The sequence below is a fragment of the Polaribacter ponticola genome, assembly GCF_026191475.2.
In the GTDB taxonomy this organism is placed as follows: domain Bacteria; phylum Bacteroidota; class Bacteroidia; order Flavobacteriales; family Flavobacteriaceae; genus Polaribacter; species Polaribacter ponticola.
This window is the reverse complement of the sequence record NZ_JAOSLC020000003.1, coordinates 2,072,312-2,089,803: the sequence shown is the minus strand read 5'-3', so window position 1 is coordinate 2,089,803 and position 17,492 is coordinate 2,072,312. Positions and strand designations below refer to the sequence as shown.

The 17,492-nt window shown below is 30.2% G+C and carries 16 protein-coding genes; 12 read left to right on the top strand and 4 right to left on the bottom strand.

All coding sequences use genetic code 11. The features are described from left to right. Positions 1 to 39: 39 nt before the first annotated feature. A complete protein-coding gene (locus tag N5A56_RS14755) occupies positions 40 to 1,284 on the bottom strand; it encodes an AbiH family protein (RefSeq protein WP_265726860.1) in 1,245 nt (414 codons plus the stop codon). Then, positions 1,277 to 2,557: a branched-chain amino acid transport system II carrier protein gene (gene brnQ / locus N5A56_RS14750; RefSeq protein ID WP_265726859.1), complete on the bottom strand. Its 1,281-nt coding sequence runs from the start codon at positions 2,555 to 2,557 to the stop codon at positions 1,277 to 1,279. Before brnQ ends, N5A56_RS14755 begins: the two co-directional genes overlap by 8 nt. Before the next feature lie 42 nt (positions 2,558 to 2,599). Here brnQ and N5A56_RS14745 point away from each other — a divergent pair, with 42 nt between their 5' ends. Continuing rightward, positions 2,600 to 3,385 carry an alpha/beta fold hydrolase gene (locus N5A56_RS14745; RefSeq protein WP_265726858.1) on the top strand — a complete coding sequence of 262 codons (786 nt, stop codon included), beginning with the start codon at positions 2,600 to 2,602 and terminating at the stop codon, positions 3,383 to 3,385. An 82-nt stretch (positions 3,386 to 3,467) separates the two neighbouring features. Here the strand turns inward: N5A56_RS14745 and thiL are convergent, their stop codons facing one another. Beyond that, the gene (thiL, locus tag N5A56_RS14740; protein ID WP_265726857.1) at positions 3,468 to 4,514 is read right to left on the bottom strand and encodes a thiamine-phosphate kinase; all 1,047 of its coding nucleotides are present in this window, start codon (positions 4,512 to 4,514) and stop codon (positions 3,468 to 3,470) included. Positions 4,515 to 4,580: 66 nt separating this feature from the next. Between thiL and N5A56_RS14735 the strand changes: the two genes are divergently transcribed. From N5A56_RS14735 to sufD, 11 genes are all read left to right on the top strand, one after another. Further along, entirely contained in the window at positions 4,581 to 6,074 is a 1,494-nt protein-coding gene (locus N5A56_RS14735; RefSeq protein WP_337994854.1) for a choice-of-anchor B family protein, read from the top strand. A gap of 9 nt (positions 6,075 to 6,083) precedes the next feature. Beyond that, positions 6,084 to 7,304 (top strand): choice-of-anchor B family protein, encoded by a 1,221-nt coding sequence (locus N5A56_RS14730; protein WP_265726855.1) that lies wholly within the window; start codon positions 6,084 to 6,086, stop codon positions 7,302 to 7,304. Between the two features lie 7 nt (positions 7,305 to 7,311). Then, positions 7,312 to 8,637, top strand: coding sequence for a hypothetical protein (locus tag N5A56_RS14725; protein ID WP_265726854.1), 1,326 nt, complete (start codon positions 7,312 to 7,314; stop codon positions 8,635 to 8,637). A 5-nt stretch (positions 8,638 to 8,642) separates the two neighbouring features. Continuing rightward, positions 8,643 to 9,413 (top strand): MbnP family protein, encoded by a 771-nt coding sequence (locus N5A56_RS14720; protein WP_265726853.1) that lies wholly within the window; start codon positions 8,643 to 8,645, stop codon positions 9,411 to 9,413. A gap of 44 nt (positions 9,414 to 9,457) precedes the next feature. Then, a complete protein-coding gene (locus N5A56_RS14715; RefSeq protein ID WP_265726852.1) occupies positions 9,458 to 10,519 on the top strand; it encodes a cytochrome-c peroxidase in 1,062 nt (353 codons plus the stop codon). Between the two features lie 103 nt (positions 10,520 to 10,622). Beyond that, entirely contained in the window at positions 10,623 to 10,952 is a 330-nt protein-coding gene (locus N5A56_RS14710) for a HesB/IscA family protein (RefSeq protein ID WP_240561053.1), read from the top strand. 99 nt (positions 10,953 to 11,051) lie between these two features. Next, entirely contained in the window at positions 11,052 to 11,348 is a 297-nt protein-coding gene (locus N5A56_RS14705) for a four helix bundle protein (RefSeq protein WP_337994853.1), read from the top strand. A 33-nt stretch (positions 11,349 to 11,381) separates the two neighbouring features. Next, positions 11,382 to 12,830, top strand: a complete 1,449-nt coding sequence (gene sufB, locus N5A56_RS14700; RefSeq protein ID WP_265726850.1) for a Fe-S cluster assembly protein SufB — start codon at positions 11,382 to 11,384, stop codon at positions 12,828 to 12,830. Between the two features lie 8 nt (positions 12,831 to 12,838). Next, on the top strand, positions 12,839 to 13,681 hold the full coding sequence (locus N5A56_RS14695; protein WP_274270512.1) for an N-acyl homoserine lactonase family protein: 843 nt from the start codon (positions 12,839 to 12,841) through the stop codon (positions 13,679 to 13,681). Between the two features lie 31 nt (positions 13,682 to 13,712). Further along, positions 13,713 to 14,462 carry a Fe-S cluster assembly ATPase SufC gene (gene sufC, locus N5A56_RS14690; RefSeq protein ID WP_265726848.1) on the top strand — a complete coding sequence of 250 codons (750 nt, stop codon included), beginning with the start codon at positions 13,713 to 13,715 and terminating at the stop codon, positions 14,460 to 14,462. Positions 14,463 to 14,602: 140 nt separating this feature from the next. Then, the gene (sufD, locus tag N5A56_RS14685) at positions 14,603 to 15,916 is read left to right on the top strand and encodes a Fe-S cluster assembly protein SufD (protein ID WP_265726847.1); all 1,314 of its coding nucleotides are present in this window, start codon (positions 14,603 to 14,605) and stop codon (positions 15,914 to 15,916) included. Between the two features lie 250 nt (positions 15,917 to 16,166). On the opposite strand, the gene N5A56_RS14680 is transcribed toward sufD, so the two are convergent. Then, positions 16,167 to 17,489: a serine hydrolase domain-containing protein gene (locus N5A56_RS14680; protein WP_265726846.1), complete on the bottom strand. Its 1,323-nt coding sequence runs from the start codon at positions 17,487 to 17,489 to the stop codon at positions 16,167 to 16,169. Positions 17,490 to 17,492: the final 3 nt, after the last annotated feature.

Sequence of the window (17,492 nt, the reverse complement as noted above, 5' to 3'; positions counted from 1 at the left end):
AGTTTGTTTGGTTTGTTGGTCGTAAAAAAATGTCGAAACTTATTTTTTTTGAAAACGAACATTTTGAGGTAATGGAGAGGAAAGTTTTTTACTTACAATTTTTCTTCTCATTGATGGTTTATCTTTAAAATGACGAGAAATGTTTTTAACAACATCTAAATAATTATCTGAACCATCTTCTTTTTGATGATAATAAATTTTTATAGAACGACAATTTTCATGTTCAAAAATGGTATTTAACAACACTCTATCTGATAAACCACAAGAATGTCCTAAAACACAAACTTGGAATTTTTCACCATCAATTTCTCTTAATAAATTATCATAACAGTTATTTTGAAAATATTGAAATGATTTGAAAAATTTTAAATATTCATTATCATCTAAATCTTCTATTAATTGATATTCCTCATCCATTTCATCACCAAACCCAAAAACTGGTTTAAAATCTTTTGAATCTATTTCTCCATGAATACTATTAATATTTCCGTTTTCCATTGCTAGAGATTTATTCATCTCCCAAAAATATAAAAAAGCAGTATCTGTATAATTAAAATTTGCGATATAGGAATAACAATGAACTCTATTATTTATTTTTTCTTCTTCATATATTTTAGAAATGTGATCAGAGTCTGATAAAGTTGAGAACTCACTAATATTCCATTCATTCTTATTTAAAGATGAATTTTGTTTAAAAATTTTATACATTTTTAGAAACTTCTCTCTATTTTCAACCTTTTCAACATTAAATTTTTTGAGTACTTTTTCTCTTAAATATTTAATCAAAAGATTTTTTACTTCTTCAAATTCTTGGTTTAACTTTAAAAGAGTGTGCTTTCTCGCTTTTACGAGCTCTTCTCCACTAGAATTACCGAATTTTAATTTGGTGATATTTTTTAATTGTAAATAATACTCGTTTTCTATGTCTACCCAATTTTCAATAGAGTTTTTAACGTTTATTAACTTAAAAAAATCATTTTTAAATTGAATGACAATTGAATTATTTCTTAATCTTAATTCATGAGCTAAATAATTATGAAACTCATCATTATAATATGATTTATAATTTCTAATATTCTCTTCAAAATCTTCAAAATTTTCAATTTCTTTTGAAAAGTTTAAAATTCTAAAATAATTCTCATCTATATAAATAAGGTTTTGATATTCCTCTTTTTTATAATTCAAGTGAATATTCTTCCAAAAATCGTTTAAAAAATGTTTGTAGGAAGTTGGTAAACCATGTGCTAAATCAAAGCCATTTCCAACAAGTATAAGTTTATTCATTTGCAGTTTTCTTTTTCACCACTAAGTTAATGAAAACAAAAACTAACAAAGCAGGTAAAACCCAACCCAAACTATGTTCTGCTAAAGGAATAATACTTTTAATACCCGTTAAACTTTCTCTTGGCACTATAAAGCCTAAAAAGTCTGTAATACTAAATATAAAAGTTACTAAAACTACAGCTCTAAAAACAAATTTAGAAGCATATTTATCTGGCACAATGTTAAGTAGAATTAATACAATGGTTATTGGGTATAAAAACATTAAAGCGGGTACTGCTAAAGTAATGATTAAATCTACCTGATAGCTACCCACAATAACACCAATTATAGATGCAATTGCTGCGGTAATTATAAATGCATTTTTAGAATTGTTACAAATGCCTTTTACGTAGTCTGCTGTACCTGTTACAATACCAACAGCAGTTGTAAAACATGCTAAAGCAACCAAAACACTTAAAAAAGTAGTTCCTAAATTACCTAATGTTTGCGTACTTAAACTAGATAAAACTTCTGTTCTAGAGGCGTTTTCTGCAAAGGTTGATGAGAATAAAGAACCACTTAAAATTAAGCCTCCGTAAATTAACAGTAAACCCGAACCAGCAATTAAACCAGCTTTTCTTATCAGTCTTCTTTTGGCGTCGAAAGTGGTATGACTACTATAGTTTAATGAGATAATAATTACAGCACCCACAACTACACCACCAATTGCATCAAATGTTTGGTAACCTTCTAACAAACCGTCTACAAAAGGAGTTGTAAAACTAGACGGATTTACGGTTCTTGGAGATCCAAAAATTGCAATTCCGATAATAATTAATAAGATTAAAACAATAATTGGCGTTAAAAATTTACCTATTAAACCAATAACCCTTGTTCTATTTATAGCAAAAATAAAAACCAAAATAAAATAGATTACACTTGTAAAAAGTGGTGTAGTTTCAAAAAATGGTTGCACTGTCATCTCATGTGTAACTGCTGCTGTTCTAGGAGATGGAATTGCAATTGAAATAACATAAATCAACATACAATAAACAGTACTAAAAACTGGTGACACTTTTTTCCCAAAATCATACAAAGTACCTTGTAGTTTTGCATGTGCAAAAATTGCCAAAATAGGAATTGCAACAGCTGTTATTGCAAAACCCAAAACAACAATCCACCAATCTAAACCTGCTTTAATTCCTAAAGAAGGAGGTAAAATTAAGTTTCCTGCTCCAAAAAAGAGTGAAAAAAGTGCAAAACCTGCAATCCAAATTTCTTTTGTTTTATTCATTTTGTACAATTAATATTCTTGAAATATACATATTTTTACACGATGCAAAAATCAATCACTTTTAAAAATACAAACATTTCTTTTTCTGATGAAGGAAAAGGAACTGCAGTTGTTTTAATTCATGGATTTTTAGAAAATTCTACAATGTGGAATAAAATTACTCCAGAAATTCTCAAAAAAAACAGAGTAATTACTATTGATTTATTAGGTCATGGAAAATCGGATTGTTTAGGCTATGTACATTCTATGGAGCTTTTTGCAGAAACGATTGCTGCAATTTTAAAACATTTGCGCATTCGTAAATCCGTTTTAATTGGGCATTCTTTGGGTGGTTATGTTGCTTTGGCTTATGCAGAAAAACATCCGCAGAAAGTAAAAGGATTGTGCTTAATGAACTCTACTTCTTATGATGATGAGGAGGAACGAAAAACATTAAGAACAAGAGCCAACAAAATGATTCAGAATAACTTTACCAATATGGTAAGAATGTCTTTTTCAAATTTGTTTAGTGTAAAAAGTAGAGAAATTTATAAAGAAGAAATGAATTCATCTATACAAGAAGCTTTACAAACTTCATTACAAGGTTATATTGCTGCGCAAGAAGGCATGAAATTACGTCCAAATAGAAACCATGTTTTAGCAGAAAATAATTTTAAAAAGTTAATAATTGCGGGTGAAAAAGATCCTGTTTTAAATGTTAACTTAATTAATGAGGAAGCTAAAAAAACCAATTCTGAAGTTGTTGTTTTTTCTAACGGTCATATGAGTCACATAGAAAATAAAGACGATGTCTTAGATGTCTTAAAAAACTTTATAAAAAAATGTTAGTTTTAAATTAAAGTTTCTAAAAATAAAAAAGAGCAAACTTATAAAGCTTGCTCTTTTGTAATATATTTTTTATTAAAATTAATTACCCTTTAATTGAACTCCATCCCTGGGCTTTCAATTCAATTTCTTGGTTTGCTCTAGTAACTAAATTTAAACCTTGGTTTTCTGCAACAACATGACCAACAATAGAAAAATTAGGATTCCCTTTAATCTTATCAAAATCTGCAATTGGCACGGTAAATAGGATTTCATAATCTTCACCACCACTTAAAGCAACCATTGTAGAATCTAGTTCAAACTCTTCACAAGCAGAAATTACTTGAGGATCTAATGGTAATTTATCTTCGTAAACTTTACAACCTACTTTACTTTGTGTACAAATATGAAAAAGCTCTGAAGAAAGTCCATCAGAAATATCAATCATAGATGTTGGTTTTACTTCCAATTCTTTTAGCAATCCTGCAACATCTTTACGAGCTTCTGGTTTTAACTGACGTTCAATTAAATACGTATAATTGTCTAAATCTGGCTGATTGTTTGGGTCTACCTTAAAAACTTGTTTTTCTCTTTCTAAAACTTGTAACCCTAAATATGCAGCACCTAAATCTCCAGAAACTACAATTAAATCGGTTTCTTTTGCTCCATTTCTATATACAACTTCTTCTTTAGTTGCTTTACCAATTGCAGTTACAGAAATTAAAATTCCTTTTGTAGATGAAGTTGTATCTCCACCAATTAAATCTACATTATAAGTTTCACAACCTAATTGAATTCCTGCATACAATTCTTCAATTGCCTCTAAAGGAAATCTATTTGAAACCGCAATAGAAACCGTTATTTGTTCTGCAACACCATTCATTGCATACACATCAGATAGGTTTACCATTACAGCCTTATATCCTAAATGCTTAAGTGGCATATAGCTTAAATCAAAATGTACACCTTCAATTAACAAATCTGTAGTAACTAGGGTTTGTTTCTCTGAAGCATCTAAAACAGCAGTATCATCTCCAACTCCTTTTACAGTAGACGAATGATTAATTTTAAAGTATTTTGTAATATGATTAATTAAGCCAAACTCTCCTAGTTCTGCTAATGATGTTTTTTGTGTATTTTTATCTTCTAACATAGTGCAAAGATAGGTACATTCTAAAAAAGAAAGAGTTACTTTAACATAGAAAATTAATAATTTTACATTTTTAGTAGTATTTTTGACATATACTTAAAAAAACATGAAAAAAACTACGCTATTATTTCTTTTTTTGCACAATTAATATGTGCTCAAACCCCTTGTTCTAATGGTAAAGCAGGTATCTACCCATGTAAAGATTACGATTTACTATCTAACGTACCTGTAAACATATTAGCCAATACTAATGGCAACCCAGAAGGTAGTGATATTTGGGGTTGGACAGATTCGACTACTGGAAAAGAATATGCAATTGCTGCTATGACAAATAGTACAGCGTTTGTAGATGTTACAGACCCGGTTAATCCTATTTTCTTAGGAAGGTTAGATTCTAATGCTGGTAATAATTATTGGAGAGATGTTAAAGTATATAAAGACCATGCTTTTATTGTAGCAGATAATGTTGGTGCACACGGTATGCAAGTTTTTGATTTAACAAAATTACGAGGCCTTACTTCTGCTCAAAATTTTACTGCAGATGTAATTTATAATACCGATTTTTTAGGTAGCTGCCATAATATTTTTATTAATGAAGATAGTGGTGTTGCTTATTTAGTAGGATGTAAAAATTTTAGAGGTTCAAGAATTTTTAACGGAGGACCAATTTTTGTTGATATATCAGACCCCAAAAACCCAACTAAAATTAACCATTATGCAAATGCAGGATATTCTCATGATGTTCAAGTTGTAAAATATGACGGACCAGATACAGAACATAAAGGAAAAGAAATATTTATTGGAAGTAATGAAACTGAAGTAACAATTTTGGATGTTACAGACAAAAATAATGTGATAAAAATAGCAGAAATTGGTTATTCTCAGACTGTTTACACACACCAAGGTTGGTTTACAGAAGATCAACGTTATTTTATTTTAGGTGATGAACAAGATGAACAAAAAATTGGAATGAATTCTAGAACTTTAGTATTTGATTTTGAAGATTTAGATAACCCTAAATTATCGTCAACTTACTTTGGTCCTTCTGCAGCAATAGATCACAACGGATATGTAAAAGGGAACCTTTTTTACTTAGCTAATTATAATGCAGGTCTAAGAGTATTAGACATAACAAATATTAGTGCTTCTACTAATTCTATGACAGAAGTTGGATATTTTGATACGCATCCAGAAAATGACGCTACCTCTTTTAATGGTGCATGGAGCGTATATCCTTATTTTGCAAGTGGTAATCTTATTATTAATGATATTGAAAGAGGTTTATTTGTAATTAGAAAAAGTGGAACTTTAGGTTTAGAAAATCAAGAATTAAATAAATCATTTTCTGTTTTTCCAAATCCGGCTTCAGAAAATACAATTATAAAATCTTCTAACAATCAATTTGTAAAAAGTGTACAATTATATTCTTTATTAGGTCAAAAAGTAAGAGAAGAAAATAATATTAATAGTACAGAATACGTTTTAAATACAAAAGGACTTAAAAAAGGAATATATCTAATTAAGATTAACAACCTAAGAACAAGTAAACTTGTAATTAAATAATTAAAAAAGATGTTTAAAAAACTGCTTTTAGTCGTTTTTATTGCTGCTATTAGTTGCACAAAAAATGATGGTTTTCAGCCAAATGGAGATGTATTATCTATAATACCTCTAGAAAAATGTGAAAATGGTTTTGCAGGAGAATATCCTTGTAACGATTACGATTTACTAGATTATATTTCTCTCGAAGAAATTGGCGGAATTGGAACAAAAGGTAATGATTGCTGGGGTTGGACAGATCCCTTAGACAATAAAGAATATGCCTTGATGGGAACCAATAAAGGCATTACTTTTATAGATATTACAAATCCAACAGAGGTTGTAATATTAGGAACTCTTGCTACTAGAACCGTAAACAGTTCTTGGAGAGATGTAAAAGTTCATAATACTGTAGCTTATGTTGTTAGTGAAGCTGCAGATCATGGAATGCAAATTTTTAATTTAGAAAAATTAAGAAATGTAACAAATCCTCCTGTAGTTTTTGAAAGTGATTACGATTATACCGGTTTTGGAAGCGCACATAATATTGTCATAAATAAAACCAAAGACTATGTGTACCCAGTTGGCACAACAAGAAGCGGAACTTATAAAGGCGGACCTTTGTTTATAAATATTGAAGATCCTGCGAACCCAATTGATGAAGGTGGTTTTATCAATTATTCTCATGATGCACAAGTGGTAACTTATAACGGACCAGATACAGAACACCAAGGAAAAGAAATTTTAATTGGTAGTAATGAAGTAGAGGTTGTAATTGTAGATATTACAGATAAAAGCAATCCCATAAAATTATCAGCAATTAGTTATTCTAATGTAGAGTACACGCATCAAGGTTGGTTTACAGAAGATTTTAAATATTTTATTTTAGGTGATGAATTAGACGAACTTAGAAAAGGTTTAAATACAAGAACTATTGTTTTTGATTTTACAGACTTAGATAATCCTGTTCATCATTTTGATTATTCAGGTAGTTCTGCCGCTGTAGACCATAATGGATATGTAAAAGGAAACACTTATTACCTAGCTAATTATACAGCTGGGGTTAGAATGTTAGACATTTCTAATATAGAAAATAAAACCATTACTGAAGTAGGTTATTTTGATACATATCCAGATAACGACATGGCTGCATTTAATGGTGTTTGGAATGTTTATCCATATTTTCCTAGTGGAAACATTATTGTTAGCGATATTAATAGTGGCTTTTTTGTGATAAGAAAATCAGGTTCTTAATTTATTTATGAAAAACATTTGCTACTTAATTCTACTCTTCTTTTTATACAACTGTTCTAAAGAAGACATTCCAACAACTCCTACTGTTATTAAAAATACAGGAGAAATAAACAATGTTCAAACTTTTGGAGGTTCTAAAAATGACGTTTTAAATTCTATCGTTAAAACTATCGATGGTGGTTATGCCGTTTTAGGCTATACCCAAAGTAACGATTTTGATATTCAAAATAAAACAAATGAAAGTTTTGATTTCTGGGTAATGAAATTTTCTGCTGATGATGAGTTACTTTGGAACAAGACTTTTGGTGGTTCTGATGATGACAGAGGTATAGATATTATAGCTACAAATGATGGTGGTTTTGCGCTATTAGGGTATGCAAATAGCTTTGATCTAGATGTAACTCAAAATGCAGGGTCACAAGACTTTTGGATACTAAAAATTTCTGTTAATGGTGATCTAATTTGGCAAAAATCTTTCGGTTATTCTGGATCAGACAAAGGATTTTCTTTAACAAACACAAAAGACAATGGTTATCTTTTAACCGGTGTTTTAGATGTTTCTGCATCTGGAGGAGAAGGAAACTCGAAAAGCGCACAACGACATGCTGGAGGTGATGTTTGGGCTATAAAACTATCTTCTAACGGTAATTTAGAATGGAGTAAATATTTTGGAGGTTCCTTTACAGATTCTCCTTTTGGCGTAATAGAAACACCAGATAACAGCTTTATAATTGCAGCCTCATCAGATAGTGAAGATTTCAATATTTCCAACAATAAAGGAACTTATGATTTTTGGATCTTAAAAATTTCTAACAATGGCGATTTAATTTGGGAAAAAAGTTTTGGCGGTTCAGAAATAGATGAACCAAGAGCAATTACCAACACAAATGATGGTAATTTTATCGTTGTAGGAGATACTAGAAGTTCTGATACTGATGTTTCTAAAAACCAAGGAGCTGCAGATTTATGGATGATAAAAATAGATTCTCAAGGAACTCTAATTTGGGAGAAAACAATTGGAGCAACTAGTTTTGATGTAGCTCGTTCTATATCTAACACACAAGATAACGGATTTGTAATTTCTGGAAGCTCGAGAAGTTCTGATGCTGGTTTTACAAATCAAGGACAAAATGATGCTTGGGTTCTTAAAGTAGATTCAGAAGGTGAAATAGAATGGCAAAAACTTGTTGGTGGCTCAGAAATTGATTTTCTGTATGATGCAGTAGAGTTAAATAACAAAACAATAATTGCTGTTGGAGAAAGTGGTAGCTCAAATGCAGATATTACCGAAAACAAAGGTTTTTCTGACGCCTTAATTATTAAAATAAAATAGAATTAATGAAAAAAATAATTAGCCTTTTAGTACTTGTAATCTCTTTCTCTGCATGTAAAGAAGCAGAATTAAATTGTTGTGTAAATCAGATTCCTGTAAATATAACTTTAAAATTTACACATCATTGGAATGGAGTTCCTGTAACATCATCAGATTTTAATAACTTTAAATTCACAACAGAAAATGGTGAATCTGTGAGTATAAATCGTTTAAGGTATGTACTTTCTAACCTAAAAATTGGGAATCAAAAAATAAACCATCATTTAATTAATATAGGAGAAAACTCTGGAATGGAACTTTCTTTTAATGAAATTGAAAAAGGATCAACTTACCATGAATTAGAACTATATTTTACTTTTGGATTTAAAGATGAAGACAACACAGATGGAATATATCAAGATTTAAACTCGGCATCTTTTAACGTTCCTTCAATGCTAGGTGGCGGATATCATTTTATGCAATTTGACGGTAAATACAAAGATACTAATAACCAAGATGCAAATTTTAATTATCATTCAATAAGAGCTGTAGATAGAACAGATCCTGACAATTTAGTTTTTGAAGACACTTCATTTAATGTAAATTTTAACAGCTTTATTGCAGAGAAAAGCGAAGTGACTATAGAGGTTAAAATGAATATTGCAGAGTGGTTTAAAAACCCAAATACTTGGGATTTAAATGAGTTAAATACTGTTTTAATGCCAAATTTTGAAGCACAGAAATTAATGAGAGCAAACGGAAAATCAGTTTTTTCTTTGGGTGAAGTTTCTCAATAATTTAAGTTAACTGTCACCTTGAGCTCAGTCGAAAGGTCTCAAATATGAAAAATATTTATATTTTACTTATATCTTTCTTCCTTCTGATGAATTGTTCATCAAAAGAAGAAGAAACGTATGTACCAATTCCATACAATTTAAAAATTCCACAATTATTTGCAGATAAATTAATAGCTCCAATAATTCCTACAAATAACCCATTAACTAAAGAAGGTGTAGCGTTAGGTAAAAAGTTGTTTTTTGATAAAATTTTGTCTGGTAACAGTACACAATCTTGTGCTACTTGTCACGATCCAAAAATAGCATTTACCGACAATAGACCATTTAGCGATGGAATTGATGGTAGTTTTGGAAATAGAAATTCAATGCCATTATTTAATTTAGCTTGGAATTTTGACGAACTTTTTACTTGGGATGGAAAAGAATTCAGTTTAGAAAAACAAGCTTTTGAACCCGTAACAAATCCTATAGAAATGCATGCTAACTGGACAGTTGTTGCAAAAAAATTACAAGAACATTCAGAATATCCTGTCCTTTTTCTACAAGCGTTTGGAACCTCAACAATAGATTCTACCTTAGTAACAAAAGCTATTGCTCAATTTGAAAGGACAATTATATCTGGTAATTCTAAATTTGATAAATTTCTAAAAGGGGAAACTACTTTAACAACAGAAGAACAAAACGGTTTTGATGTTTTTATGGATGAGGCAAGAGGTGATTGTTTCCACTGTCATGGAAGTAATAACAATCCTCTTTGGACTGATAATAAATTCCATAACAATGGTTTAGATGCTACTTTTTCTGATTTAGGTTTGGGAGCAATTACTGGTGATCCTGCAGATAACGGAAAATTTAGATCGCCATCTTTAAGAAATTTAGCTTTCACTGCGCCATATATGCACGATGGTAGGTTTGCAACTTTAGAAGAAGTTATCAATCATTATTCAATTGGTTTAAAACCGTCATCTACAATAGATCCTTTAATGAAAAAAGTAAATGAAGGAGGCGTAAATTTAAGTACAAAAGACAAAGCAGATTTAAAAGCTTTTTTACTATCACTTTCCGATTTAGAATTCATCAATAATCAAGACTTCCAAGAGAAATAAATAAAACCAATAATTACATTCAGTTTCATAATGAAAGTTTGCAGTTTTTATGCGACTTATATCGTATATTTGCATCCAATTTAGATTTAATCTATTTAAAATTATGATAAAAGTTTCAGACACAGCAAAAAAGAAAGTCATAGAACTAATGACTGACGATGGTTTTGACGCAACAAAAGACTATGTGAGAGTTGGTGTAAAAAGTGGCGGTTGTTCAGGTTTATCGTATGATTTAACATTTGATAAAACACAACAAGAAAACGACAAACTTTTTGAAGAAAATGATGTGAAAATTGTTGTTGACAAAAAGAGCTTTTTATATTTAGTAGGTACAACCTTAGAATATTCTGGAGGTTTAAACGGAAAAGGTTTTGTATTTAATAACCCAAACGCAAATAGAACTTGTGGTTGTGGGGAGTCTTTTAGTTTATAAAGTTGATTGAAAACAAAAAGTAAAGATGGAAAAATTTAGCTCTTTTGAAGAAATCCTTTCATGGCAAAAAGCGAGAGAACTAAACGTAATCATATATAAATAACCAATTCAAATGATTTATTTACTAAAGATTTTGGACTAAAAGATCAAATAAGAAAAACGTCAGTTTCAATTTCATCAAACATTGCTGAAGGATTTGAAAGACAGACAACAAAAGAGTTTATTCGATTTTTATACATAGCTAAAGCTTCTGCGGGCGAAGTTCGTTCTCAATTATATTTAGCTTTTGATATAAAATATATTAATAAAATAGAGTTTGAAGAATTAAAGTTAAAAGTAAACGAAGTTTCAAAATTGATAAGTAGTTTGTTAAAATACCTACATTCAACTTTATAAACTTTCTACTTTTTAACATTATAACCTAAATGTATGAGTAAGTATACAGAAGACGATTTAGAAAAAGAATTAGAAACCCAAGAATATAAATACGGTTTCTATACAGATATAGAAAGTGAAACTTTTGCAAAAGGGTTAAACGAAGATGTTGTAAGAGCAATTTCTAAAAAGAAAAATGAGCCTCAATGGATGACCGATTGGCGATTAGAAGCTTTTAGAGTTTGGGAACAAATGGAAGAACCAGAATGGGCAAATGTGCATTATGAAAAACCAAAATTTCAAGACATTGCTTATTATTCTGCTCCAAAAGAAAAGCCGAAATTAAATTCTTTAGACGAGGTAGATCCTGAGTTATTAGATACTTTTAAACGTTTAGGAATTTCTTTAGACGAACAAAAAAAATTAGCTAATGTTGCTGTAGATATTGTTATGGATTCTGTTTCTGTAGCAACAACTTTTAAGAAAACATTAGGTGAAAAAGGTATTATTTTTATGCCTATTTCTGAAGCAATTCAAGAACATCCAGAATTGGTGAGAAAATATTTAGGTACTGTTGTACCAACTACAGACAACTTTTATGCGGCATTAAATTCGGCAGTTTTTTCTGATGGATCTTTCTGTTACATTCCAAAAGGAGTTAAATGCCCAATGGAATTATCTACATATTTTAGAATTAATGAAGGTGGAACTGGTCAGTTTGAAAGAACACTAGTTGTTGCAGATGCAGGAAGTTATGTTTCGTATTTAGAAGGTTGTACAGCTCCAAGTAGAGATGAAAATCAATTACATGCAGCCGTTGTAGAATTAATTGCAATGGACGATGCCGAAATTAAATATTCGACAGTACAAAACTGGTATCCTGGTAACAAAGAAGGAAAAGGTGGAGTTTATAATTTTGTAACTAAAAGAGGTTTATGCGAAACAAATGCTAAAATTTCTTGGACACAAGTAGAAACAGGTTCTGCTGTAACTTGGAAATATCCTTCTTGTATATTAAAAGGAAACAATTCTGTTGGTGAATTTTACTCAATTGCAGTTACAAACAACCATCAACAAGCAGATACAGGTACAAAAATGATTCACTTAGGTAAAAACACTAAGTCTACCATTATTTCTAAAGGTATTTCTGCAGGTAATTCTCAAAACTCATATAGAGGTTTAGTTCAGATAAATTCTAGAGCAGAAAACGCTCGTAATTTTTCTCAATGCGATTCTCTTTTAATGGGTAATTCATGTGGTGCACATACGTTTCCTTATATAGAAGCTAAAAATAAATCGGCACAAATAGAGCACGAAGCTACTACAAGTAAAATTGGTGAAGAACAATTATTTTACTGTAATCAACGTGGTATCGATACAGAAAAAGCAATTGCTTTAATAGTAAACGGTTTTAGTAAAGAAGTTTTAAATAAATTACCAATGGAATTTGCTGTAGAGGCTCAAAAATTATTGGAAATTTCACTTGAAGGATCTGTAGGATAAAAATTATAATGATGAAAAAAATACTTTTCTTACTACTTACAATTTCAATTATTAGCTGTAAAAAAGCTGATAAAAAAGAAGTAATTGTAAAAAAACCAGAAGTAAAATTATTTCAATTGGTTGGTGGTTCTATTTTTGTGAAAAAGTTAGAGGTTTTTTCTCAAGATACTACTTATACAGGGCAAACAAAACAATTTACAGATGCATATTATGTAATTTCACACCCAAAAGGAAACTTAATGTGGGATGCAGGTTTGCCAGAAAGCCTAGTTGTACCAGAACCTTTTAACGAACCAAGTGGTGTTTTTAGAATTCAAAGACCAGATTCTTTAGCAAATCAATTAAAAACTATTGATTTAAAAATTGAAGACTTTAACTATTTTGCCATGTCGCATTCGCATTTTGATCATACAGGACATGCAAATTTAATGAAAAACGCAACTTGGTTAGTACAAGAAAACGAATACAACTTTAACTTAAGTGATACTTTAAAAACAAAAAACCCTGCATTAGCTAGTTTAACAAACGTTAAAAAAATTAATGGAGATTATGATGTTTATGGAGACGGAACTGTAATTATAAAATATATGCCTGGTCATACAATTGGTCATCAAGTATTATATGTTGAAGTTACAGGATTAGAAAAACCTGTTTTATTAACAGGAGATTTATATCACTTTGAAGAAAATAGAAGAAACAAAGGAGTCCCATCATTTAATTATAATGTGGAAGAAACTTTAGAAAGTATGAATAAGTTTGAAACTTTTGCAAAAGAAAAAAATGCTGAAGTAATTATTCAGCATTCTCCAATAGCATACAAAAAATTAGAAGAATTATTAAACCGCCAATAGCCAAAAGCTAGAAGCCAACAGCATAAATAAGATGTTAAAAATAGAAAATTTACACGCTTCAATCGAAGAAAAAGCAATCTTAAAAGGATTGAATATAGAAGTAAAAGCAGGTGAGGTTCACGCAATAATGGGACCAAATGGTGCTGGAAAAAGTACTTTGGCAAATATTATTGCAGGTAAAGAAGATTATGAAGTTACTGACGGAACTATTGAATTAGAAGGAGAAGGTATTAGCGAATTAGCTCCTGAAGAAAGAGCGCATAATGGTGTCTTTTTATCTTTCCAATATCCAGTAGAAATTCCTGGAGTTTCTGTTACCAACTTTATTAAAACTGCTATTAACGAAACTCGTAAAGCAAAAGGTTTGGAAGACATGCCAGCAAAAGACATGTTAAAAATGATTCGTGAAAAATCTGAATTGTTAGAAATAGACCGTAAATTCTTATCTCGTTCTTTAAACGAAGGTTTTTCTGGAGGAGAAAAGAAACGTAACGAAATTTTTCAAATGGCAATGTTAGAACCAAAATTAGCTATTTTGGATGAAACGGATTCTGGTTTAGATATTGATGCTTTACGTATTGTTGCAAATGGTGTAAATAAATTAAAATCTAAAGACAACGCAGTAATTGTAATTACGCATTACCAACGTTTATTAGATTATATCGTTCCAGATTTTGTACATGTTTTACACGATGGTAAAATTGTAAAATCTGGTGATGCTTCTTTAGCTTTAGAACTAGAAGCAAAAGGATACGATTGGATAAAGCAAGAACTAGTATAGGTTCGCAGTAAAATCAGTAGTAGTTTGCAGTCAGCAACTGCGCCTAAAATTAAGTTAAGAATAAAAAATAGTCAGTCTACAATAGTTTAATGAAAATTCATAAACTGCCAACTGAAGACTGAGTACTGAAGACTGAAACAATGGAATTAAAAGAAAAAATACTATCATCTTATGTTGCTTTTGAAAACGGAATTGATATCAATTCTGACATTCATGAGGTTAGAACAGAAGCGCTAGAAAATTTTGAAAAACTTGGTTTCCCAACAAAAAAGTTGGAAGCTTGGAAATACACTTCTTTAAACTCAGTTTTAAAGAACGATTATAGCATCTTTCCTGATAAAGAAGTTACAGTTGATTTAGCTGATGTAAAAAAATACTTTATACATGATATAGACACATATAAAGTTGTTTTTATTGATGGTAAATACAGTTCATTTTTATCAGAAACAACACATGATGCTATTGATGTTTGCTTAATGTCTGCAGCATTAAAAAAATCTAAATACAGCGCAGTAGTAGAAAACTATTTTAACAAAATAGCGAAACAAGATAATTTAACATCGTTAAATACTGCTTTTGCTAATGAAGGTGCTTACATTAACATTCCTAGAAATGTAGAAGTAGAAAAACCTATTCAAATTATCAATTTTACAACAGGTTCTGAAGCTGCAACGATGGTTCAGCCAAGAAATTTAATTGTAGTAGAAGAAAATGCACATGTGCAAATTATAGAGCGCAACCAAAGTTTAACAGACAATGCTGTGTTATCTAATATAGTAACAGAAGTTTTTGCTGCTAAAAACTCTACAGTAGATATTTATAAAATTCAGAATGATAATATAAATGCTTCTTTAGTTGATAATTCTTACATAGAACAAAAAACAAATAGTGTTGTTTCTGTGCATACATTCTCTTTTGGAGGAAATATCACCAGAAACAACTTAAATTTCTATCAACGTGGAGAACATATGGACTCTATCTTAAAAGGAATTACAATTATTGAAGGGAAACAACACGTAGATCATCATACTTTGGTACATCACATAGAACCAAATTGCGAATCTCATCAAGATTATAAAGGAATCTTTAATGATCGTTCTACAGGTGTTTTTAATGGTAAAGTAATTGTTAATAAAGAAGCTCAGAAAACAAACGCATATCAACAAAACAACAATGTGCTGATAAGTGATAAAGCTACTATTAATGCTAAACCTCAACTAGAAATTTTTGCCGATGATGTAAAATGTTCTCACGGTTGTACAATTGGTCAGTTAGATGATGATGCTTTATTTTACATGCAACAACGTGGTATTCCTAAAAAAGAAGGTAAAGCTTTACTAATGTTTGCTTTTGCAAATACAGTTTTAGAAAGCGTTAAAATACCAGAAGTAAAGTCTAGAATTACTAAAATTATTGCCAATAAACTAGGTGTAGATATTGGTTTCGACTTGTAAATAACAACGTTACTTTCTGTATAAAATATAAACCACGCAATTTGCGTGGTTTTTTTGTAACTTTAGTAAAACTTATTTCATGAATAAAACAGTTAAAACACTATTGTTTTTTCTTGGAGTAGTTTTACTAGGTTATGGTATTTGTATTTTAAATCCTACAGAAAATCATAACAATAAAAATTCCTAAATAACTATTCCTATTGGTTTTATATCGCTATTATTAAGTTTATTAAAAGAGAAGAATAAATAACTATTTAATACTTTCAATAATTCCGCTTAACAATACGTCTACATCTGCGTTTTTAGACAATCCCATTCTTACAACCACTAAATCTTGTTCTGGGAAAATAAAAACATTCTGACCTTGATATCCGCTAAAGAAATACATGCTTTCTGGCACGTTTGGATATCTTTTACCAGCATTTAACCAAATTTGAGCACCATACCAACCATTAGAAGTTGGAGTTGGTTTAGTAGCGTATTTTACCCAATCTTCATTAAACAACTCCTTTCCGTTCCAATAACCATTGTTTAAATACAATAATCCTAGTTTAGACCAATCTCTAGCAGTTGCCCAAGCATAAGAAGAACCTACATAATTGCCCGCTAAATCAGTTTCTACAATCATAGAATTCATACCAATTTTATCAATTAAATCGGTATACCAAAAATCTAAATATTCTTGATGTGTTTTAAACTGTTTACGAATAATACCAGATAACATATTTGTAGTACCAGAAGAATAATTCCAACTTTCATTAGGCTTACCTACCAAAGGTTTATCTATTTGCGGTCTCGTCATATCTCTTTCTAAAAACAACATCTTAGAAACGTCTGAAATTGTATTGTAATCTTCATCCCATTCTAAACCGGAGTTCATTTGCAATAAATTATGTATTGTAATCTCTTTTCGGTTGTCTTTTTTCCATGCCTCAAAAGGTGCCGCATTTTCAACATTAATTTTATCTTGATGTTCTAAAACCCCAAATAAAGTACTCACAATACTTTTAGTCATAGACCAACCTAAAAGTTTAGAGTTTTTTGTAAATCCGTCTGCGTAACGTTCTGCTATTATTTGGTTTTTATAAACTACAACAGCAGCTCTAGTTTTATTTTCGGGATGAAATAAAACATCTAATGTTGTATTAATTTTAGAGTAATCTACATTATTAAAAACAGTATCTTTTTGTGCTGCATTTCCAAACGGAAATGGTGTTGTATTATCTGGTAAAGCTCTTTTAGGGGCTAAATATTTTTTATTTAAATCTTCTTCTTCTAAAGCTAAAACAGCACCTAAACCTTCTCTATAAAATGCTTTTCTTGTTAATAAACCAAATGCACTTGATGTTGCAGATTTCTCAACAGAATTTACAGTGTCATCAGCTAAATTAATAGGTGAAAAATTATTATCTGTTGTATCTGTAAGTTCCAAACTTCTATCTGCTACATAAATAGAAGAGGCCATACTTTTTGCAGAATAACCTGCTAAAATATTTAGTTTAGGGTAATTATAAACGACAGCTACTATAATAATTACAAGTAATGCTAAAAGAACTCTTTTTAAATTTTTCATTGA